The organism is Streptomyces sp. 6-11-2, from assembly GCF_006540305.1.
In the GTDB taxonomy this organism is placed as follows: Bacteria; Actinomycetota; Actinomycetes; order Streptomycetales; family Streptomycetaceae; genus Streptomyces.
Window position 1 is genome coordinate 1,177,416 of record NZ_BJOR01000001.1, and the last position, 19,889, is coordinate 1,197,304.

Consider the following 19,889-nt stretch of genomic DNA (forward strand, 5'->3'; position numbering starts at 1 on the left):
GCCGCGTTGTCGCATCACCCGAGTACATCCAGTGCGCGGGCAATGCTCCGCCTTGCGAGGCTCCCCCACTGCCTGAAGGGCGTGGGAGGTGCCCCCGGCACCGGACGCCGCGAGCTTCCCGGCAAACCTTTCCGGCCACAGCACTAGTAGGCGGCGCGCAGTGCGCCCTCCAGGATCGCGGCGCCCTCCTCGGCCTCCGCGACGGTCAGGGACAGCGGCGGGGCGATGCGCAGGGCGCTGGTGTTGTGTCCGCCGCCCTTGCCGATGAGCAGGCCGTCCCGCCGGGCCGCCTCCAGCACCGCGGTGGCCGCCTGCGGGTCGGCCTGGTCCGTCCCCGGCCGGGTCAGTTCGACGCCGATCATCAGCCCGCGTCCGCGGACCTCGCGCACGCCGGGCAGTTGGGCGGCGACGGCCCGCAGCCGCTCGATGAGGAGTCCGCCGACGCGCCGGGCGTTGCCCTGGAGGTCGTGTTCCAGGAGGTAGTTGAGGTTGGCGAGGCCCGCGGCCATGGTGAGCTGGGTGCCGCCGAAGGTGGAGATGCTGTTGGCGTCCAGGCAGTTCATGATCTCGGCGCGCGCGACGACCCCGCCGATGGACGTGCCGTTGCCGATGCCCTTGGCGAAGGTGACGATGTCGGGCGGTCCGCTGGATGCGTGCGCCTGCCAGCCCCAGAAGTGGTCGCCGGTGCGGCCCCAGCCGGTCTGCACCTCGTCGGAGATCCACAGGATGCCGTGCTCCTGGAGCACGTCCCGGAAGGCGGCGTACAGGCCGTCGGGCGGGGAGGTGAAGCCGCCGACGCCCTGGACGGGCTCGGCGATCAGCGCGGCGGGCGGGCGGGTGTGGCCGAGGAGGTCCCTGAGGTCCTCGACGCAGGCGGCGATGAACTCGGCGTCGCTCAGGTGGGCGAACGGGCCGCGGGTGCGTACGCCGCCGTGGACGTACAGCGTCTGGAGCGGGGACAGGGAGGTCGGGGACCAGCCGCGGTTGCCGGTGATGCCGACGGCGCTGAAGGAGCGCCCGTGGTAGCTGTTGCGCATGGCCAGGACGGTGTTGGCGCGCCGGTACGTCGTCGCCAGCAGCAGGGCGGTGTCGTTGGCCTCGGTGCCGGAGGTGGTGAAGAACACCCGGGCGTCCGGGATGCCGCTCAACTGGGCGACGCGTTCGGCGAGTTCGACCATCGGGCGGTTGAGGTAGAGCGTGGAGGAGTGGATGATCCGCCCGGCCTGCTCGGTCACCGCCTTGGTGACCTCGGGCAGCGCGTGGGCGGTCATGGTGGTGAGGATTCCGCCGAAGAAGTCGAGGTAGCGCCTGCCGTCGGCGTCCCAGACGTGGCGTCCCTCGCCGTGGGTGATCTCGATCGGGTCCTCGTAGTAGAGCGCCAGCCAGTCGGGTGTGACGGCCCGGTGACGGTCGTACAGGTCGTTCACGGCTGCACCAGCCCTTCGTAGGCGTCGGGGCGGCGGTCGCGGTAGAAGGCCCACTGCTGCCGCACCTCTTCGATGACGTCGAAGTCGAGGTCACGGACGAGGAGTTGCTCCTTGGAGTCGTCGGCGACGTCTCCGACGAACCGTCCGCGGGGGTCGACGAAGTAGCTCGTTCCGTAGAAGTCGTTGTCGCCGTACTCCTCCCGGCCGACGCGGTTGATCGCGGCGACGAAGTACTCGTTGGCGACGGCGGCGGCCGGCTGTTCCAGCTGCCACAGGTAGGCGGACAGGCCGCGGTGGGTGGCGGAGGGGTTGTAGACGAGCTGGGCGCCGTTCAGGCCGAGTTGCCGCCAGCCCTCCGGGAAGTGGCGGTCGTAGCAGATGTAGACGCCGACCCGGCCGACGGCGGTGTCGAAGACGGGCCAGCCGAGGTTGCCGGGTTTGAAGTAGTACTTCTCCCAGAAACCCTTGACCTGCGGGATGTGGTGCTTGCGGTACTTGCCGAGGTAGCTGCCGTCGGCGTCGATCACGGCGGCGGTGTTGTAGTAGAAGCCGGACTGCTCGACCTCGAACACCGGGACGACGATCACCATGCCGGTCTCGCGGGCGAGTTCGCGCATGCGTCGCACCGTGGGCCCGTCCGGCACCGGCTCGGCCCAGCGGTAGTGCTCCGGCTCCTGGACCTGGCAGAAGTACGGCGCGTTGAAGACTTCCTGGAACCCGATGATCCGGGCACCCTGACGAGCCGCCTCGCGGGCGTGCTCCTCGTGTTTGGCGACCATGGACTCGGTGTCGCCGGTCCAGGTGGCCTGGACCAGGGCCGCACGGACGACGTTGGCCATGAGCTGCTCCTTCGACGTACGTCAGAGCCTCTACGCCCGTAGAACAGGCCTAGAGGCACGAACGTAAGCCTCTTCTCCTGGCTTGCCAAGACCATTGTCGTCAACCCGCGAAGTCAATCGTGTTTCGCACTCCTGTGGGTGAGCGCGGGGACCGGCGGCAGGGGCGTCACGACGAGGCCGGGACCGGGGCACGCGCTCTGGCCAGCAGGTCGTGGGGCGCCGCGGGGCCGACGGGATCGACCAGGAGTCCGGGAAGCAGCAGCAGCCACAGGGCGGCCAGGCGGTCCTCGATCAGCAGGCGGTCGTCGAGGACGTCGGAGAGCGTGTGCAGGCCGAAGAAGGCGGCGACCAGGGTGGGAGCGTCCCGGCCGGGCTCCGCCCCCGGGGCCAGTCCTCCCTCGCTCCGGGCGGCGGCGAGCATGCGTTCGACGGTGGCGATCCAGTCCACGAACGGCGGGGGCATCTCCACGTCGATGGACCGCCGCTCGGCCCACAGCCGCGCGCCGGCGCGTACGACGACGTCGTCACGGAACGCCCGGGCCACCGAGAAGCTCAGCCGCACCAGCCTCTCCAGGGCGGGCTCGGCCACCGACTCGTGCTGTGCGACCAGGGCCGGCCAGGCGGCGAAGTGCGCGGTGACCACGGCGAGGGCGAGCTGCTCCTTGTTGGTGTAGTGGAAATAGATGGCCCCGCTGGTACGGCCGGACCGTGCGCTGATGTCGGCGATACTGGTCCCCGCGTAACCCCGTTCGAAGAACAGGTGAGCCGCCGCCTGCAATACGGCCCTGCGGGTTTCCTCCGCCCGTTCCTGCACGCGTCTCCCTCGTCCGTAGGTGCATCGCGAGGAAAAATCTATCGGCCTTTGCCGCCTGGCCGGGAGAGCCCAACATGCGAAACTCTTAATAGTCTTATTAGCATTTTTCCATGGACTCCGGATCGCGCGCACGGGATTCCCGCACCCCGTCGACCGGGTCCGGCGACCCCACCGCCCTTTCCCGTCTTTCGCCGCCTTCCCCGCCTTCCCCGCTCAACCGGTCCCGGACGGTCGAGCGCGAACTGGTCCACCGGACCTCCGTGGCCGAGGTGTTGCTGACCGACGTCCGCCCCCACGGTCCGCTCTCCTTCCGCGCCGCCGCCGCGTGGCCGCGCTCGCATCCCACGTTCCCCCGCGGACGCGACGACCGGCACAGCCCCTGGATGATCGTCGAGACCCTGCGCCAGCTCGGCATCTACATCCCGCTGCGGCACCTGGACGTGCCCCGCACCGCCCGCTTCCTGATCGACGACCTGTCCTACGCCCTGGATGTGGCCGCGGAGCCCACGGCACCGCACGGGGCCAGCGAGGTCACCTGCCTGGTGCAGGTGGGCGGCCTGCGCACCGACCGCGACGGAGACGCGCTGACCGGGCTGCGCATGCGGGTCGACTTCCTGGTCGGCCGGCGGCCGTTCGCCCGCGCGGCGGGCGGGGCGCGGTTCCTCGACGCCGAGCGCTACGACCGGCTCCGGTCCGGCGCCGGCGCGGCCGTGCCCTCCGGAGCCGGGCCTCGGCCCGAACCCACGCTGCTGGGGCTGGCGTCGGAGTCGGACGCCGTCGTCGTCGCGGCCGGCGAGGAACTGCTGGTGTGCCCCGCCGATCCGCGTCATCCGTTCCTGTTCGACCACGGCACGGACCACGTGCCCGGGACGGCCCTGCTGGAGGCGGCGCGGCAGGCGATCGCCCTGCGCAGCGGAGGACGGCTCGTGCGGCCCGTCGCCTGCCGGATGTCGGCCCTGCGGTTCACCGAGCACGCCCCGCCCGCCGTCATTCACTGCTCCACCCAGGGCCGCACCGGCGCATTCCTTTTCCGGCAGGGCGGCACCACCACGGCCGAAGGCGTATTGCGATACCCGTGAGGTGTCACCCACACGTGCGTATTGCGGCAGTGGATGTCCGCGACCGGTCAAGTGGAGCGTAACGTTCATTATGTTTCCGGTTCCGGATGAATTCCCGGAAACCACGCAGTGCGGTGCGTGTGACCACCTCACTTCTCAACCATCCCTGTCCGCCTGCGACTTCACGCTGCCTTGAAACGCGTGACGAACAGCAGGCGCCGACGTCCACGACCGGCGGATCGCGCCGCCCTCCGGCAGGTCCGTCCCGCGCCAGAACGGCAAGAGCACATGGCCACACATCACATGTTCGACCTCGACTGGACCCCCGAAGCCGTCGTCTTCGACTGCGACGGCACACTGGTGGACTCCGAACAGCACTGGCAGCAGGCCCGGGTCAGCGTCCTGCGGGACTTCGGCTGCGAACCCGGCCCGGACTTCACGGAACGCGCGAAGGGACTGCACTACACCGAGTGCGGCGCCCTCATGGCGCGCGTCGCCGGGAGGCCGGACGCCGCCGAGGAGATGACCGAGCGGTTGCTGACGACCTTCCGTACCCTCGTCGCGCGCGAGCCCGTGGCCGCGCGCGGCGCCAAGGGTCTGGTGACGATCCTGAGCCGGGTCGCACCGCTGGCCGTGGCCAGCAACTGCCCCGCCGACGTGGTGGAGTTCTCCCTGGAGTCGGTGGGCTTACGGCACCACTTCCGGCACATCGTCGTGCCCGACGAGGAGGTCCGCCCCAAGCCGCACCCCGGCACCTACGCGGAGGCCGTGCGCCGCCTCGGGGTGACCGACGGCAACACCCTGGCCGTGGAGGACTCGGTCAACGGGTTGAAGGCCGCGGCGGACGCCGGCCTCCGGGTGGTCGGGGTGGGCCCACGACCGGGCCCCGAGGCCGCCACCCTCGCCGACCTGTGGGTGGGCGCGCTGGACAACGCGGGCCTGATGGCCTGGGCGGCCAGCCGCCCCAGAACCGTCCGGCTCAGGACCGGCACCCCCGGCGCGGCGCAGGGCCGCCCCGCGGTTCCGCCACCCGGCGGCCCCAGCCGGTCCTCCGACACCACGTCCGCCCCCTGAGCCCCGTACCGCCCGCGGTGGTCCACCTCATGCCGACGGCCACCGCGGGCCGTGCGGACGGTCACACCGCGGCCAGTGCGCTCCGCTCCGCCAGCTCCTCCATGGACAGTCCCAGCACCCGGGCCAGCGCGGCGATCGTGAAGAAGGCCGGGGTCGGGGCGCGGCCCGTCTCGATCTTGCGCAGCGTCTCGGCCGAGATGCCCGCGCTCGCCGCGACCTGAGCCATGCTGCGGTCGCCGCGCGCCGCGCGCAGCAGACGGCCGAGCCGCTCACCGCGCTCGCGTTCCTCGGGGGTCAGGGGGGTGCGCACCATACGGGCATCCTACCGCGATTCAAATACCGGTATAGTAATTGGCATGGTGGAACTGAAGACGGACACGTCGATCGACGCGATGTACGAGGCCGGCCAGGTCGTGGCACGGGCCCTGACCGCGGCACGCAAGGCCGCCGGCGTGGGAGTGTCCCTGCTGGAGCTGGACGAACTGGCCCACGACGTCCTGCGGGAGGCGGGCGCGGCCTCGCCGTTCCTGGGCTATCGGCCCTCCTTCGCCCCGACCCCCTTCCCCGCCGTGCTCTGCGCCTCGGTGAACGACGCGATCGTGCACGGGATCCCCACGAAGTACCGGCTGCGCGACGGCGACCTCGTCTCCCTGGACTTCGGCGCGAAGCTCGGCGGCTGGGCCGGCGACTCGGCCATCAGCTTCGTCGTGGGCCGGCCGCGCCCCGCGGACCTGCGGCTGATCGAGACCGCCGAGCGGGCGCTGGCCGCGGGCATCGAGGCGGCCGTGGTCGGCAATCGCATCGGCGACATCGCCCACGCCATCGGCTCGGTGTGCCGCGCGGCGGGCTACGGCATCCCGGACGGGTTCGGCGGCCACGGCATCGGCCGCCACATGCACGAGGACCCGGGCGTCCCGAACGAGGGCCGGCCGGGCCGGGGCCTGCCCCTGCGTCACGGCATGGTCCTCGCCATCGAGCCGATGCTGATCGCCGGCGGCACGGACGGCTACCACGCGGCCCCGGACGGCTGGACCCTGCGCACCGACGACGGCTCCCGCGCGGCCCACGTCGAGCACACGGTGGCGATCACGGAAACGGGCCCGCGCATCCTCACGGAACGGTAGGGCCGCCCGCTCGCGGGGCGCGGAGCCGTATCGATGTGCGGCTCCGTCGCGCGGGCGCGACCAGCCGCGACGCACCCGCGGCCGCACGACGGCACTGTGCCCGGGGCCCGCGGGCGCTCCGTATGCCGTCCGCGGGAACTCGTGCCATCGTGGCATGAACGACCCCCACACCGGTTACCCGGCGGGAGCCACTGTCAGCGACGGAACGGACAGCGATGACCAGCGGCTTCAACGGCCCGGAGGGCGACCGCGACCGCGACCCCTTCGGTGAACTCTTCGCCCGCTTCTTCGGCGGACCGCGCCCCGGCCCCCGGCAGATAGACATCGGCCGGCTGCTGAGCCAGCCCGCCCGGGAACTGGTGCGGGGCGCGGCGCAATACGCCGCGGAGCACGGCAGCCATGATCTGGACACGGAGCACCTGCTGCGGGCCGCCCTCGCCGCCGAGCCCACCCGCAGTCTGCTCAGCCGGTCCGGTGCGGACCCCGACTCGCTCGCGACGCAGATCGACGAGCGGGCCGGCCCCGTGCAGCACCCGCCGGGCGAGGCGCCACCGCCGACTTCCCTCTCGCTCACCCCGGCGGTCAAGCGCGCCTTCCTCGACGCCCACGACATGGCACGGGCCAGCGGCGCCGGTTACATCGGTCCGGAGCACGTGCTCAGCGCGCTCGCCGCGAACCCCGACTCGGCGGCCGGGCACATCCTGAACGCGGCCCGGTACGCCTCCTCCGGCCTGCCGCCCGAGACGCCGGACGCCGCGGCGCCGCCCGGGACGGAGCGGCAGCGGTCCACCTCGACACCGACCCTGGACAGGTACGGGCGCGATCTCACCGAACTGGCCCGGCAGGGGCGCATCGACCCGGTGATCGGGCGGGAGCAGGAGATCGAGCAGACCATCGAGGTGCTCTCCCGGCGGGGCAAGAACAACCCGGTGCTCATCGGCGACGCGGGCGTCGGCAAGACCGCCATCGTGGAGGGGCTGGCGCAGCGGATCGCCGACGGGGACGTGCCCGACGTCCTGACCGGCCGCCGGGTGGTGGCCCTGGACCTGACGGGCGTCGTCGCGGGCACCCGGTACCGGGGCGACTTCGAGGAGCGGCTGAACAACATCGTCACCGAGATCCGCACCAACTCCGAGCGGCTGATCGTCTTCATCGACGAGCTGCACACCGTCGTCGGCGCCGGTGCGGGCGGCGAGGGCGGCGCGATGGACGCGGGCAACATCCTCAAGCCCGCCCTCTCCCGCGGCGAGCTGCACATCGTGGGCGCGACGACGCTGGAGGAGTTCCGGCGGATCGAGAAGGACGCGGCGCTGGCCCGCCGGTTCCAGCCGATCCTGGTGCCCGAGCCGTCCGTCGCGGACGCACTGGAGATCCTGCGCGGGCTGCGCGACCGCTACGAGGCCCACCACCAGGTGCGGTACACCGACGAGGCGCTGGTGGCCGCCGTGGAGCTGTCCGACCGCTATCTGACGGAGCGCCGTCTGCCGGACAAGGCGATCGACCTGATCGACCAGGCCGGTGCCCGGGTGAAGCTGCGGGCACGCACCAAGGGCACCGACGTACGGGCCATGGAGCGCGAGGTCGAGCAGCTCACCCTGGACAAGGACCAGGCGGTCGCGGACGAACAGTACGAGCAGGCCACGCAGTTGCGCGACCGGATCACCGAGCTGAAGCAGCGGATCGGCCAGGCCACCGGCGGCGGCGAGGCCGACGAGGGTCAGCATCTGGAGGTCACCGCGGAGGCCATCGCCGAGGTGGTGTCGCGACAGACCGGCATCCCCGTCAGCAGCCTCACCCAGGAGGAGAAGGAGCGCCTGCTCGGCCTGGAGCTGCACCTGCACCGGCGGGTCGTCGGCCAGGAGGAGGCCGTGAGCGCGGTCTCGGAGGCGGTGCTGCGCTCCCGGGCCGGGCTGGCCAGCCCGGACCGGCCGATCGGCAGCTTCCTGTTCCTCGGCCCGACCGGCGTCGGCAAGACCGAGCTGGCCCGGGCGCTGGCCGAGGTCCTGTTCTCCAGCGAGGACCGCATGGTCCGCCTGGACATGAGCGAGTACCAGGAGCGGCACACGGTCAGCCGGCTGGTGGGCGCCCCGCCCGGGTACGTCGGTCACGAGGAGGCCGGCCAGCTCACCGAGGTGGTGCGCCGGCACCCGTACTCGCTGCTGCTGCTCGACGAGGTGGAGAAGGCGCACCCGGACGTCTTCAACATCCTGCTCCAGGTGCTCGACGACGGGCGGCTCACCGACTCCCAGGGCCGCACGGTGGACTTCACCCACACCGTCATCGTGATGACCAGCAACCTCGGCTCCGAGGCGATCACCCGGCGCGGGGCCGGCATCGGGTTCGGCCCGGGCGGTGCGGAGGCGGACGAGGAGGCGCGGCGCGAGCAGATCCTCAGGCCGCTGCGCGAGCACTTCCGGCCCGAGTTCCTCAACCGGATCGACGAGATCGTCGTCTTCCGCCAGCTGACCGCCGATCAGTTGCGGCAGATCACCGACCTGCTGCTGGAGAAGACGCGCCGGCTGCTGCACGCGCAGGACGTCACCGTCGAGTTCACCGAGGCGGCCGTGGACTGGCTCGCCCGGCGCGGCCACCAGCCCGAGTACGGTGCCCGTCCGCTGCGCCGCACCATCCAGCGCGAGGTCGAGAACCAGCTCTCCCGGCTGCTCCTGGCCGGCCGGGTCCGCGAGGGCGGCCGGGTCGTGGTGGACGCGAAGGACGACCGGCTCACCTTCGACCCCCAGAACAAGGAGCCCGCGCCTTCACCCACGGAGTGAACGAGCCGGGCGTGAACGGCCGGGGCCCGCCGTCCCTTCCGGGAGGCGGGCCCCGCCGTGCCGGCCGGCGTGTCACCGGCCCGGCTCACGGCGACGGATTCACCACCATCGCCGAGCCTCCGCCCCGGCGCACCTTCTCCGCGGCGGCCAGCCACCTGCCGTCCGGCAGGCTCTGGACGCCCGTGGCGGCGCCGATCTCGGGATTGAGCTTGAAGGAGTGGCCGATCGCCTCCAGCTGCTTCTTCGCCACGCTGTCGTAGAGGGCCGGTTCGAGTTCGGTCTGCGCGGCGTTGCGCTGGCTGGCGCGCGGTGCGGCGATCGCGTCGACCAGGGACAGGTGCCGGTCGAGGAACCCGGTCAAGGTCTGCAGCACGGTGGTGATGATGGTCGCCCCGCCCGGCGAACCCAGCGCCACCACCGGCCGGTCGTGCCGGTCCAGCACGATCGTCGGCGAGATCGACGAGCGCGGCCGCTTCCCCGGACCGGGCAGGTTCGGGTCGTGCACGGCCGGGTTGGCCGGGGCGAAGGAGAAGTCCGTCAGCTCGTTGTTGAGCAGGAAGCCCCGGCCGGGCACGGTGATCCCGCTGCCGCCGGTCTGCTCGATGGTGAGGGTGTAGGCGACGACGTTGCCCCACCGGTCGGCGACCGTCAGGTGCGTGGTGTTCTCGCCCTCGTACGTCGTCGGCGCGGCCGTGCCGCCTCGGGAGCAGGCCGCGGGGTGGCGCGGGTCGCCGGGTGCGAGCGGGCTGGTGAGGACCGCGTCGTCCTTGATCAGACAGGCCCGGGAGTCGGCGTACTTCTGCGACAGCAGTTGCTTCGTGGGCACGTTCTCGAAGGCGGGGTCGCCGACCCAGCGCCCGCGGTCGGCGAAGGCGATCCGGCTCGCCTCGATGAAGTGGTGCAGGTACTGGAACTCGCTCGCCGTCGAGAGCTCCGAGCGCTGCAGGATGTTGAGCGCCTCGCCGACGGTGGTGCCACCGGAGGAGGAGGGCGCGATGGAGAACACGCGCAGGCCCCGGTACGAGGTCTGCGTGGGCGCCTGGAGCTTGGCGCGGTAGGCCGCGAGGTCCTTGGCGGACAGCTTGCCCGGGCGGGCGTTCCAGCCGGACTTCGGGTCGACGGGCGGGTGGTTGACGGTCTTGAGGATGTCCTTGCCGAGGTCGCCCCGGTAGATCGCGCCGACGCCCTTGGCGGCCAGCTCCTGATAGGTGCGGGCGAGGTCGGGGTTCTTCAGGGTGGAGCCGACCGCCGGCGGCTTTCCGCCGGGCAGGAACAGCTTGGCGGTGTCGGGGAAGTAGCGGAAGCGGGTCTCGTTGGCGGCGGTCTGCGAGCGGAAGGTCTCGTCGACGGTGAAGCCGTCGCGGGCCAGCTTCTCGGCCGGCTTCAGGACCGTGCCCAGTCGTCTGGTGCCCCAGTGGTCCAGCGCCGTCTGCCAGGTGGCGGGCGTGCCCGGGGTGCCGACGCTCAGACCGCTGCTGACGGCGTCGTCGAAGGCGAGCGGCTTGCCGTTCTCCGTGAAGAGCGACGAGTCGGCGGTCAGCGGGGCGGTCTCGCGGCCGTCGATGGTGTGCACCGTGCGGGAGCGGGCGTCGTAGTAGACGAAGTAGCCGCCTCCGCCGATGCCGGCGGAGTAGGGCTCGGTGACGCCGAGGGCGGCGGCGGTGGCGACCGCCGCGTCGACGGCGTTGCCGCCCTGCTTGAGCACCTCGATACCGGCGGCGGAGGCGTCCGCGTCGACGCTGGCCACGGCGCCGCCGTAGCCGGCCGCCACGGGGACCTTCTGGACCGGTCTCGGCTTCGCCTCCGGCTGGGCGGTGGGCGGCGCCGCGGCTCCCACCGTCACCACGGCGGCCGAGACCGCCAGGACCGCCAGTTTCCGTGCGACAGGGCGACGCATCCGCACCTCCACGCTGATTGTGGTTCGGTAGCCTGACCGTTCGCGCAGCTTAATTCATTGCCATGCTCCCGTCAGGCCGACAGGGCCAGTCGGGTGTCGAACAGAGGTACGCGGGACCGGCTACCATGCGCGGCCATGAACGACGACGTGCGCAACATCGTCCTGGGAGTGGCCGCGACAGGGGTCAGCGCCGCGTTCGGCTGGCTGGCCCGCACCTATCTGTGGCGGCGCAGGCTGCGCCGCAAGCAGGCGTTCTTCGGGCTTCCCGACAACGCCGAGTCGCTGCTGGTGGTCAACCGCGACCCGGCGACGGCGGAACTCGCGGTGCACCGGTTCGACGTGTTCGCCCTGCTCGAACTGGCAGCACTGATCAAGAGCTGCGGCGCGAACGTCCAGATGGTCACCCAGGACTCGGTCCATCAGGGATTCGGCGAGCGCACGGAGTTCTGCGTGGGGGGTCCGGGGTCGAACCGGCGGATGATGGCGCACATGTCCGCCATGCTGCCGGGCGTACGGGTGAACACCGACCGGGAGCCCGGCCCGGACCGGTGCGCCTTCCGGATCGGCACCGAGCACTACCGCATGGACTCGGGCGTCACGGAGTACGTGCTGCTGGCGCGTCTCACCGCGGGCGAGCGCGGCGGCAGCCGGCCGGTGTTCCTGTTCTGCGGCCAGCGCGCGATCGACAACCAGGCCGCGACCCGCTATCTGGCCCGCAACCACGAGCGGCTGCACCGCAAGTACGGCAACGGCTCCTTCGTGCTGCTGCTGAAGGTGATCAACTCCCAGGCCTACGGCCCGGACGTGGTCGAACTCGTCGCGGACGTGACCCGCGCGGCACGGACCCCCCTGCCGGAGCCCGAGAGCGATCCCTCAACAAGCGTTACCAGCACGTAACTTACGGCGGCGCCCACGGCGAGCCGTCCGGTGTGGATCCGCGTCGAGCACAACCCGTCCGGCGCGCAGCTGACCTTCCCCTCGCCGGCGGACGACCCGTCATATCGGTCCGTCCCACCGCGCGAGCAGTGATCTCCGGCTGCCGCCGGCCGGGTATGGCTCTCTGTGACCTGCTGCCCCCTACGGTCGAGGGGCCGCCGTGGGGGTGCCTCACCCGGCAGCAGCGTCCCCGTCCCGGTGGCGGTGGGCCAAGGGGCGCCATCACCACAGGGACGAGCGGAACATCGTAGTCGAGGTCGGGCGCGCCTGGCCCGGCGGTGTGGAGGAACGCCCTTCGGGGGCCGTGCGGCCACGCTCCTGCGGCGCTCACACCTCCGCGATCTCCGCGTACAGCTGGGAGAGTTCGGGCACCCCGGAGCCGGCCCAGTCGTGGCCGGCGGTCACCACGTCGATCTCGCGTCCGGAGGCCAGCCTGACGACCGGCCGGCCGCCCGGCCCGATCTCCCAGCCCGCGCCGGGCACGGTCCGCACGACGACCGTGCCCAGGTACAGCCCGGCGTCGTTGCCGAGCCAGGTCAGGGTGTCCTCGTCGTCGCGCCAGCGCGGCAGCAACTGGTCCAGTGCCTCAAGGGAGGCGGCGGAGTCGTCGAGCCGGAGGCCCGCCCCGGACACCTGGGAACGCAACAGCTCGCACTCGGAGAGGAGTTGGGCGAGGCCCGCCCGGCCCTCGGATCCCTCGGGGAACACCACGGCACCGACGGACGAGTCCTGCCTCTTGCGCCACCTGCCGAGGAAAGGGATGTCCATGGCCCCAGGGTGACATCCGCACCGCCGGTCGCACCACAGGCGCGCGGGCCCTGGCACCGCGCCCTGATCCGGCCTGATCCGGCCTGATCCGGCCTGATCCGAAGGAAAGACCCCATGCTGTGACCGGAAAGGTTCACCGGCCCGCGACGCCCGGCAACCTTTCCGGCCACGGCACTAGACGTCGAGGTCCACCACCACCGGGGCGTGGTCGGACGCGCCCTTGCCCTTGCGCTCCTCGCGGTCGACGTAGGAGTCGGTGACCGCCTTCGCGAAGGGCTCGTTGGCGTACACCAGGTCGATGCGCATGCCGCGGTTCTTGGGGAAGCAGAGCTGGCGGTAGTCCCAGTACGTGTAGGGGTGGTCGTACTTCAGGGGCCGGGGGACCACGTCCGAGAGGCCCACCTCGCGCAGGGCGGTCAGGGCGGCGCGCTCGGCCGGGGTGACGTGGGTGGCGCCCTCGAAGGCGGCGCGGTCGTAGACGTCGTCGTCCGTCGGCGCGACGTTGTAGTCGCCGAGGACGGCGAAGGGGCGGCTGCCGCCCGCGTCGCCGGCGACGGCCGCCCTGAGTGCCTCGAACCACTGGATCTTGTAGGCGTAGTGGGGGTGGTCCACCTCACGGCCGTTGGGCACGTACACCGACCAGACGCGGACCGGGCCGCAGGTCGCCGAGATGGCGCGGGGCTCCTCCACGCCCTCGTAGCCGGGGCCGCCGGGCAGGCCGCGGACCACGTCCTCGAGCCCGACGCGGGAGAGCACCGCCACGCCGTTCCACCGTCCGGTCGCGTGGACCGCCGCCTCGTAGCCCAGTTCGCGCAGCTGGTCGAAGGGGAACTGGTCCTCGGCGACCTTGGCCTCCTGGAGGCACAGCACGTCCGTGCCGCTGCTCTCCAGCCAGGCCAGCAGCCTGGGCAGACGGGCGGTGATCGAGTTCACGTTCCAGGTCGCGATGCGCATGCCTCACAACCTACCGGGCACCGCTGACAACGCCCTCCGCCCGGCTCCGGGCCCGGCTCAGACCTCCGCCGACGCGCCCGGCGTCAGCCGCAGGTGCTCCGCACCGCCCAGGGCGCCGATCTGCCGGTCGTAGATCGGGCGGGCCAGATCGGTCAGGAGGGCGTCGTGGATGTCGTAGGCGCGCTGCGGCCCGACCTCGCGGACGTAGTCGATCACCTCGGAGATCTTGTTCCATGGCGCCATCACCGGCAGCATCAGCGTCTCGACCGGGACGTCCGGCACGGTGAGCGCGTCGCCCGGGTGGAAGACCCGGCCGCCGTCGACGAGGTAGCCGACGTTGGTGATGCGCGGGATGTCCGGGTGGATCACCGCGTGCAGCTCGCCGTGGACCTGCACGTCGAAGCCCGCGGCGGTGAAGGTGTCGCCGTGGCCGACGGTGTGGACGCGGCCCGGGAAGGCGGCGGCGATCTGCTCCGCGACGGACTTCAGGGTCCAGATCTCGGCGCCGGGGCGGGACTCCAGGGCGGCGCGCAGACGCCCCTCGTCGAAATGGTCGGCGTGCTCGTGGGTGACCAGGATCGCGTCCGCGCCGGACGCGGCGTCCTGCTCGCTGAACCCGCCGGGATCGATGACGAGCGTCCGCCCGTCCTTCTCCAGACGAACGCAGGCGTGCGCCTTCTTCGTGAGTCTCATGCTCCCCAGCCTGGACCACCCGCGCGCCGGGCGCGCGGGTGGTTCCCGGTGGCGGCGCCCGGCCGGAGGTCACGCCGGGGTCACTCCGTGAGCGTCGTCTCCTCGCGTATGACCTGCTGGGCGATCCCGAAGGCGGCGCCCGCCGCGGGAATCCCGCAGTACACCGCGGTCTGCAGCAGCACCTCCTTGATCTCGTCCGGGGTCAGTCCGTTGCGCAGGGCGGCCCGGGTGTGGGCGGCGAGGTCCTGGAGGTGGCCGCCCGCGACCAGGGCGGTGAGGGCGACGCTGCTGCGGGTGCGCCGGTCCAGGCCGGGCCGGTCCCAGATCTCGCCCCAGGCGTAGCGGGTCAGGAACTCCTGGAAGTCGCCGGAGAAGTCCTCCGCCTCGGCGAGCGCCCCGTCCACGTGCGCGTCGCCCAGCACCTCGCGGCGGATCTTCAGACCGATGTCGTACCGGTCCGGCCCGCCCGCCACCTGCGCCGGTACGGGCGCCGGGGCGATCTCGGCGATGGGCGAGACCTGCGGGGGCGCGGCGAGCACCGGCTTGACCGGGGGCCGGACGATCGCCATGTGTCCCGTGGTCGAGTCGTATCCGGGGTGCCAGGCGGTGGAGAAGTGCCGGACCAGCAGGTCGGTCACGGCGACGGGCTGCTCCACCGGCACCAGGTGGGAGGCGCCGGGCACGACGGCCAGGCGCGCGTCGCGGATGCCGGCGACCAGGGTGCGTGCCTCGGCGGGGCCGGTGACCTGGTCGTCGGAGCCGACCAGGACCAGCGTGGGCACGCCGATGCGGCCGAGGTCGGCGCGGGCGTCGAAGACGGCCAGCGCCTCGCAGGCGGCGATGTAGCAGCCGGGGTCGGTGGTGCGCACCATCTGCACGGCCCAGTCGGTGATCGCGGGCTGCGCGGCGGCGAAACCGCTGGTGAACCAGCGTTCCGGGGAGGTGCGGGCGATCGGGTCGAGACCGTTCGTCCGCACGATCACCCCGCGCTGCCGGAACTCGTCGGGAGTGCCGAACCGCGGCGATGTGGCGATCAGGGCGAGGGAGGCGAGGCGCTCCGGGTGGCGCAGCGCCAGTTCGACGCCGATCGCGCCGCCGAGCGCGCACCCGGCGTAGCCGAAGCGCTGTACGCCCAGTCCGTCCAGGGTGGCCAGCAGCCGGGTGACCAGGTCGGAGACCGAGTCGGCGGGGTGCGCGGGCGCTCCGCCGTGTCCCGGCAGGTCGAACCGGAAGACACGCCACTGCTTCGTCAGCTCCGGGACCTGCCGGTCCCACATGTGCCAGGTCGTACCCAGTGAGGGACCCAAGATCAGGACTGGGGCGTCTTCCCGCCCGTCGAAGCGGTATTGCAGGGTGTTCGTCGGTGTGTCACTCACGCCCTGCACGCTCTCACATCACACAAATTCTCACGTGCTTGGGTCGGAGCCCCTCGCAAGCCGCCCCAGGTTGTGGTGACTTCGCGAAGATCCTCTCCTTCTCGGCTTCAGCGGGAAGTGACGGTCTCTCCTCAGAGGTGTGCAACGCCTGTCGCTTTCGCCGGCTGGCCGACGGCGCCTTCCTGCGGCCGGCCGCCGCGACCCCCGAGGAGCGGATGGGCCGGACCGTCCGGGCTGCCGCGTCCGAGTGGGGGGTGTAAGCAGGAAGCATGCGTCCAGGGCGGCGGATCTCGCACCGCTTCCACTCGTGGCAGGCCAGCGACGCTCTGCTCGCGGTGCCGCTCGGTCTGATCGCCGCCATCCTCGTCGCCGACATTCTGACCGGGCCCCATGTGCCGCTGGGGCCGCTGCTGATCGTGGCACCCGCGATCACCGCGTCCTTCGCCAGTCCCTTCGTCACCGCTCTGGTCGGCGCCATCGCCGTGGGGGCCCTGCTCGGCGTCGGCGCGGGGTTCCGCCTGCTGACCACGGAGAGCGTCGGCGCGCAGATCATCTCCCTGGTCGTGGTCTCGGTGGTCGTGACGGTGTTCCGCTATCTGCGCGAGCGGCACAACCGCGAGCTGGAGCAGGTACGCAGAGTGTCGGAGGCCGCGCAGCGAGTGGTGCTCAGGCCCTTGCCCAGGCGCATCGGGCCGCTGCGGGTGGCGTCGGTGTACCTGGCGGCTCAGGAGGAGGCGCTGATCGGCGGCGACCTGTACGCGGCCGTCCGCACCCCGACCGGCACGCGGCTGATCATCGGCGATGTGATGGGCAAGGGCCTGACCGCGATGGGCGACGCCTCGCTGCTGCTGGGCGCGTTCCGGGAGGCCGCGCACCGGAAGGCGGCCCTGCCCGAGCTGATGGCCTACCTGGAGCGCAGTGTGTGCTGGAACCTGGCCGAGCCCACCGAGCCGGGCCAGGAGGGAGAATGCTTCATCACGGCCGCGATCATCGACATCCCCGACGCGCTGCCGCAGGCGCAGATGGTGACCTGCGGGCACCCGCCGCCGTTGCTGCTGCGCGGCCGGCAGGCCGTCACGCTGCGCCCCAGCGCTCCCGCTCCGCCGCTGGGCCTGGGCGAGCTGGGCACACCGGAGTACCGGGTGGACACCTTCCAGCTGGAGCCCGGGGATCTCCTGCTGCTCTACACCGACGGTGTGGTCGAAGCACGCGACCCCGGGGGCGTCTTCTACCCGCTCGCCGCACGGGCCATCTCCTGGGCGCAGGACAGCCCGGTGGCTCTGGTCCATCACCTGCGGGCCGATCTCCTGGACCACGTCGGCGGGCGCCTGGCCGACGACGCCGCCGTGGTCGCGCTGCAACGCACCGCCGGCCCTTAGGCCACGGAAGTCCGCGGAAGCCCACGGAGCAGGTGCTGGCCATCCACGGAGCAGGCACGGGCCGCCGACGGGATCAGGCGGGGCCTCGTCCGAGGGGCCGCCAGGTCCGCCCCTCGGGTCCGGCAAGGCCGCCCACGGGGTCCGGCAGGACGCCCACGGATCCGGCGGGCACCGGGCTGCCTACGGGATCAGGCGGGGCCTCGCCGACGGCCCCCGGAGGTCCGCCCCTCGGGTCCGGCAAGGCCGCCCACGGATCCGGCAGAGCGCCCACGGATCCGGCAGGCACCGGGCTGCCTACGAGATCCAGGCGGGGCCTCGTCCGAGGGGCCGCCAGGGCCGCCCCTCGGGTCCGGCAAGTCCTGCGGGGTCCGGCAGGACGCCCACAGGTCCGGCAGGGGGCCGTCAGACGGCGCCCGGTGGGCCCAGGCCGGTCAGGGCGCCGACCGGGTCGAGGTCGGGGGTGCCGCGGGGCCACCAGTCGTCGCGGTCCGGCTCCGATTCGTACGCGTACCACAGGCCGTCCCGGCCCAGGCGGAGCTGGAGGTGGCCGCGGGGGTGGGTGAGCCGGTTGCGCCAGGGGCGGAAGGCCGGCAGGTCGGCGGCGAGGAGCAGCGGGCGCGCCCGGTCGAAGCGGCCGGCCGGCGGGTCCCAGGGCTCCTCCAGGACGGCGAGTCCTTCCGGGCCGCCCTGCCGCCAGGCCGCCACCGCCCGCGCCAGTTCGGCCGTGCCGCGGCCGGTGGCGGAGGCGAGCGAGGCGTACAGGGAGCGGGTGGCCGCGGTCAGTCCGGAGCCGGGTCGGGCGGCCGCGAGGCGTACCGCGTCCTGCCACAGTGTGAGCCCGCCGACCGGGTCGCGGCCGGTGGTGAGCAGGGCGTGGGCGCGGGCGGCGGCGTCCGTGGCCAGCTGGTCCAGGGCGAACGGGTCGGGGCCGCCCGGTGCCGCCGGATACACCGGGGGCTGCTCCGGGTGCGGGGGCGCGGGCAACGGAGCGGGCAGCGGCGGGCGTCGCCGCTCGGCCAGTGCCTCGCCCGCGCGCACGCCCGGGAACGGCTCCGGTTCCCGCTCCTGCGCGGCGCGGGCCGCGCGGGTGGCGTTCAGCCGGGACAGGGCGTCGAGCAGTTCCCGCTCGCCCCGGCCGCGGAGCAGCAGCAGGACGAAGGGGTCCGCGTCCAGCAGGCGTGCGGTCTGGTAACAGAGGGCGGCGGCGTGTTTGCAGGGGTGGCCGTGGTCGGGGCAGCTGCAGTGCGGCTCCAGGTCTCCGGGGCCGGGGAGCAGCGGGACCCCGCAGTCGGCGAGCGACTGGGGCATCTCCTTGTCGAGGAGCGCGGCGATGTGCCCGGGGCGCTCCGCGACGGCGTCCAGGAACCGGTCCCAGTCGGCGTCGTCCAGCGTCCGCAGCCGCACCTGGACCCGGTACGGGCGCGGCCGGCTCCCCTGCACGTATGCCAGGACCAGCCCCGGGGTGACCGTGACGGCGTCCACGTGCCCCGTCCGCGCGTACCCACGCCCACGGGCCAGCCGCGCCACGTCCAGCGCGCCCTCCTCCAGCGCGTCGACCCATGCGTCGCCCCACCAGGTCTCGGCGAACCGCTCCCCTTCCACCGCCCGCGCCGGGAACGCCGGAAAGGTACGCCGAAGTTCGCCGTCCCGGCGGGGGGAAGCCATGGTCCGGGGGACCTGGGGCGGCGCGGGGGGCTCGGCGCCGTCCCGGCGGGGGGAAGCCATGGTCCGGGGGACCCGGGGCGGCGCGGGGGGCTCGGCGCCGTCCCGCGCCGGTGAGAACGAGGCACTTCCGGAGCCCGCCCCGGCCGAGGACGGGGACGACTGGCGGCCGTACGCCCGCCTCCCTGCCGAGGGGGCTTCCGGGGTGCCTGCCGAGGGGACGTCCGCGGTGCCTACCGAGGGGGCGTCCGGGGCGCCTGTCCAGGGGGCGTCCGGGGCGCCCGTTGAGACGCCGTCCCGCGTCGTGGCTGAGGGGGCGCCCGGAGTGCCTGCCGAGGCGCTGTCCCGCATCGCGGCTGAGGGGGCGTCCGGAGCGCCCGCCGAGACGCCGTCCGGGACGCCCTCCCCCGTCGCCACCGAGGGGGCGCCCGAGGTACCCGCTGACGCGCAGTGCCGCGGTGCGGCTGAGGGGGCGTCCGGGGCACGCTCCGAGGCGCCCTCACCCATCGCCGCCCAGGCGCCGTCCGGAGGGCCTGCCGGGGCCCACTCCTCCGTCCCCACCGAGAGGGCGTCGGGGTTGGCACCCAGAGTGCCGGGCTGTGGGGTGGGGTTCGGTGGACTGTCACAGGGTGCGGACGAGGTGGCCACGGAGGGGGCGACGGGGGTGCCCTTCTGCGGCGTGCGGTTCGGAGAGCCGCCGGACGGGGTGGGCGACGTGTCGGCGTGGGAGGCGACAGAGCCGCCGTCCTGCGGCGCGCGGCTCGGAGAGCCGTCGGCCGGGGCGCCCGAGGTAACAGTGGGCGTCAGGACGCCCCGCAATGCGGCAGCCCAAGCGGCGGTCGGGATGGCTGCCAGGGGGCCCGCAGTAGCGAGGTCCTCCCCCGAGGACACGGGTGTGGGCGGGAACGTCCGGGGCTCAGGGCTTCCTTGATCGGTCGGGCTGTTGCCGCCGGCGTTCGCATCGTGGCCCGGCGCAGCCGGGGGCGTCCGGAAGGGACCGGTGGGCGCGCCGGCGTGGGTGCCTGCCCCGTCGTGTGCGGCGGCGGTTCCGGCCGGGGACTCGGCGGGCGCCGGCGGCGTCGCTCGACGCGGGGCCGGGGTCCGACGGCGAGCG

General features: G+C 73.0%; 16 protein-coding genes. 6 read left to right on the top strand and 10 right to left on the bottom strand.

Features of this window, described 5'->3' with window-relative positions; all coding sequences use genetic code 11:
* Positions 1 to 143 precede the first annotated feature (143 nt).
* The 3 genes from TNCT6_RS04740 to TNCT6_RS04750 all read right to left on the bottom strand — a co-directional run bounded on the left by TNCT6_RS04740 (position 144) and on the right by TNCT6_RS04750 (position 3,080).
* Positions 144 to 1,427, bottom strand: coding sequence for an aspartate aminotransferase family protein (locus TNCT6_RS04740; protein ID WP_141356877.1), 1,284 nt, complete (start codon positions 1,425 to 1,427; stop codon positions 144 to 146).
* On the bottom strand, positions 1,424 to 2,266 hold the full coding sequence (locus TNCT6_RS04745) for a nitrilase-related carbon-nitrogen hydrolase (protein WP_141356879.1): 843 nt from the start codon (positions 2,264 to 2,266) through the stop codon (positions 1,424 to 1,426). The genes TNCT6_RS04740 and TNCT6_RS04745 overlap by 4 nt, the downstream gene beginning before the upstream one ends.
* Positions 2,267 to 2,432: 166 nt before the next feature.
* Positions 2,433 to 3,080 (bottom strand): ScbR family autoregulator-binding transcription factor, encoded by a 648-nt coding sequence (locus TNCT6_RS04750; protein WP_141356881.1) that lies wholly within the window; start codon positions 3,078 to 3,080, stop codon positions 2,433 to 2,435.
* A 110-nt stretch (positions 3,081 to 3,190) separates the two neighbouring features.
* Here TNCT6_RS04750 and TNCT6_RS04755 point away from each other — a divergent pair, with 110 nt between their 5' ends.
* Together TNCT6_RS04755 and TNCT6_RS04760 are read left to right on the top strand one after the other, a co-directional pair.
* Entirely contained in the window at positions 3,191 to 4,159 is a 969-nt protein-coding gene (locus tag TNCT6_RS04755) for a ScbA/BarX family gamma-butyrolactone biosynthesis protein (RefSeq protein ID WP_141356883.1), read from the top strand.
* Between the two features lie 267 nt (positions 4,160 to 4,426).
* On the top strand, positions 4,427 to 5,212 hold the full coding sequence (locus tag TNCT6_RS04760) for an HAD family phosphatase (RefSeq protein ID WP_141356885.1): 786 nt from the start codon (positions 4,427 to 4,429) through the stop codon (positions 5,210 to 5,212).
* A gap of 61 nt (positions 5,213 to 5,273) precedes the next feature.
* Here the strand turns inward: TNCT6_RS04760 and TNCT6_RS04765 are convergent, their stop codons facing one another.
* Positions 5,274 to 5,525 (bottom strand): helix-turn-helix domain-containing protein, encoded by a 252-nt coding sequence (locus tag TNCT6_RS04765; RefSeq protein ID WP_141356887.1) that lies wholly within the window; start codon positions 5,523 to 5,525, stop codon positions 5,274 to 5,276.
* Positions 5,526 to 5,568: 43 nt separating this feature from the next.
* Between TNCT6_RS04765 and map the strand changes: the two genes are divergently transcribed.
* Together map and TNCT6_RS04775 are read left to right on the top strand one after the other, a co-directional pair.
* Entirely contained in the window at positions 5,569 to 6,336 is a 768-nt protein-coding gene (map, locus tag TNCT6_RS04770) for a type I methionyl aminopeptidase (protein ID WP_141356889.1), read from the top strand.
* A gap of 215 nt (positions 6,337 to 6,551) precedes the next feature.
* Positions 6,552 to 9,110 (top strand): ATP-dependent Clp protease ATP-binding subunit, encoded by a 2,559-nt coding sequence (locus TNCT6_RS04775; RefSeq protein ID WP_141356891.1) that lies wholly within the window; start codon positions 6,552 to 6,554, stop codon positions 9,108 to 9,110.
* Between the two features lie 85 nt (positions 9,111 to 9,195).
* On the opposite strand, the gene ggt is transcribed toward TNCT6_RS04775, so the two are convergent.
* A complete protein-coding gene (gene ggt / locus TNCT6_RS04780) occupies positions 9,196 to 11,007 on the bottom strand; it encodes a gamma-glutamyltransferase (RefSeq protein ID WP_141356893.1) in 1,812 nt (603 codons plus the stop codon).
* A gap of 135 nt (positions 11,008 to 11,142) precedes the next feature.
* Here ggt and TNCT6_RS04785 point away from each other — a divergent pair, with 135 nt between their 5' ends.
* Positions 11,143 to 11,904 (top strand): hypothetical protein, encoded by a 762-nt coding sequence (locus TNCT6_RS04785; protein ID WP_141356895.1) that lies wholly within the window; start codon positions 11,143 to 11,145, stop codon positions 11,902 to 11,904.
* A 366-nt stretch (positions 11,905 to 12,270) separates the two neighbouring features.
* Here the strand turns inward: TNCT6_RS04785 and TNCT6_RS04790 are convergent, their stop codons facing one another.
* From TNCT6_RS04790 to TNCT6_RS04805, 4 genes are all read right to left on the bottom strand, one after another.
* Positions 12,271 to 12,711 (bottom strand): DUF6278 family protein, encoded by a 441-nt coding sequence (locus TNCT6_RS04790; RefSeq protein WP_141356897.1) that lies wholly within the window; start codon positions 12,709 to 12,711, stop codon positions 12,271 to 12,273.
* A 174-nt stretch (positions 12,712 to 12,885) separates the two neighbouring features.
* Positions 12,886 to 13,665: an exodeoxyribonuclease III gene (locus TNCT6_RS04795; protein WP_141356899.1), complete on the bottom strand. Its 780-nt coding sequence runs from the start codon at positions 13,663 to 13,665 to the stop codon at positions 12,886 to 12,888.
* A 57-nt stretch (positions 13,666 to 13,722) separates the two neighbouring features.
* Positions 13,723 to 14,358, bottom strand: coding sequence for an MBL fold metallo-hydrolase (locus TNCT6_RS04800; protein WP_141356901.1), 636 nt, complete (start codon positions 14,356 to 14,358; stop codon positions 13,723 to 13,725).
* An 80-nt stretch (positions 14,359 to 14,438) separates the two neighbouring features.
* A complete protein-coding gene (locus TNCT6_RS04805; RefSeq protein ID WP_141356903.1) occupies positions 14,439 to 15,734 on the bottom strand; it encodes an alpha/beta fold hydrolase in 1,296 nt (431 codons plus the stop codon).
* Positions 15,735 to 16,003: 269 nt separating this feature from the next.
* Here TNCT6_RS04805 and TNCT6_RS04810 point away from each other — a divergent pair, with 269 nt between their 5' ends.
* Positions 16,004 to 17,113 carry a PP2C family protein-serine/threonine phosphatase gene (locus TNCT6_RS04810; RefSeq protein ID WP_141356905.1) on the top strand — a complete coding sequence of 370 codons (1,110 nt, stop codon included), beginning with the start codon at positions 16,004 to 16,006 and terminating at the stop codon, positions 17,111 to 17,113.
* 402 nt (positions 17,114 to 17,515) lie between these two features.
* Here the strand turns inward: TNCT6_RS04810 and TNCT6_RS04815 are convergent, their stop codons facing one another.
* On the bottom strand, positions 17,516 to 19,423 hold the full coding sequence (locus TNCT6_RS04815) for an SWIM zinc finger family protein (protein WP_373996235.1): 1,908 nt from the start codon (positions 19,421 to 19,423) through the stop codon (positions 17,516 to 17,518).
* Positions 19,424 to 19,889: the final 466 nt, after the last annotated feature.

Coding starts and splice junctions, on each gene's coding strand:
- TNCT6_RS04785 (WP_141356895.1), top strand. CDS start 11,143: ATGAACGACGACGTGCGCAACATCGTCCTGGGAGTGGCCGCGACAGGG.
- TNCT6_RS04760 (WP_141356885.1), top strand. CDS start 4,427: ATGGCCACACATCACATGTTCGACCTCGACTGGACCCCCGAAGCCGTC.
- TNCT6_RS04790 (WP_141356897.1), bottom strand. CDS start 12,711: ATGGACATCCCTTTCCTCGGCAGGTGGCGCAAGAGGCAGGACTCGTCC.
- map (WP_141356889.1), top strand. CDS start 5,569: ATGGTGGAACTGAAGACGGACACGTCGATCGACGCGATGTACGAGGCC.
- TNCT6_RS04745 (WP_141356879.1), bottom strand. CDS start 2,266: ATGGCCAACGTCGTCCGTGCGGCCCTGGTCCAGGCCACCTGGACCGGC.
- TNCT6_RS04775 (WP_141356891.1), top strand. CDS start 6,552: ATGACCAGCGGCTTCAACGGCCCGGAGGGCGACCGCGACCGCGACCCC.
- TNCT6_RS04795 (WP_141356899.1), bottom strand. CDS start 13,665: ATGCGCATCGCGACCTGGAACGTGAACTCGATCACCGCCCGTCTGCCC.
- TNCT6_RS04765 (WP_141356887.1), bottom strand. CDS start 5,525: ATGGTGCGCACCCCCCTGACCCCCGAGGAACGCGAGCGCGGTGAGCGG.
- ggt (WP_141356893.1), bottom strand. CDS start 11,007: ATGCGTCGCCCTGTCGCACGGAAACTGGCGGTCCTGGCGGTCTCGGCC.
- TNCT6_RS04755 (WP_141356883.1), top strand. CDS start 3,191: ATGGACTCCGGATCGCGCGCACGGGATTCCCGCACCCCGTCGACCGGG.
- TNCT6_RS04810 (WP_141356905.1), top strand. CDS start 16,004: ATGCGTCCAGGGCGGCGGATCTCGCACCGCTTCCACTCGTGGCAGGCC.
- TNCT6_RS04800 (WP_141356901.1), bottom strand. CDS start 14,358: ATGAGACTCACGAAGAAGGCGCACGCCTGCGTTCGTCTGGAGAAGGAC.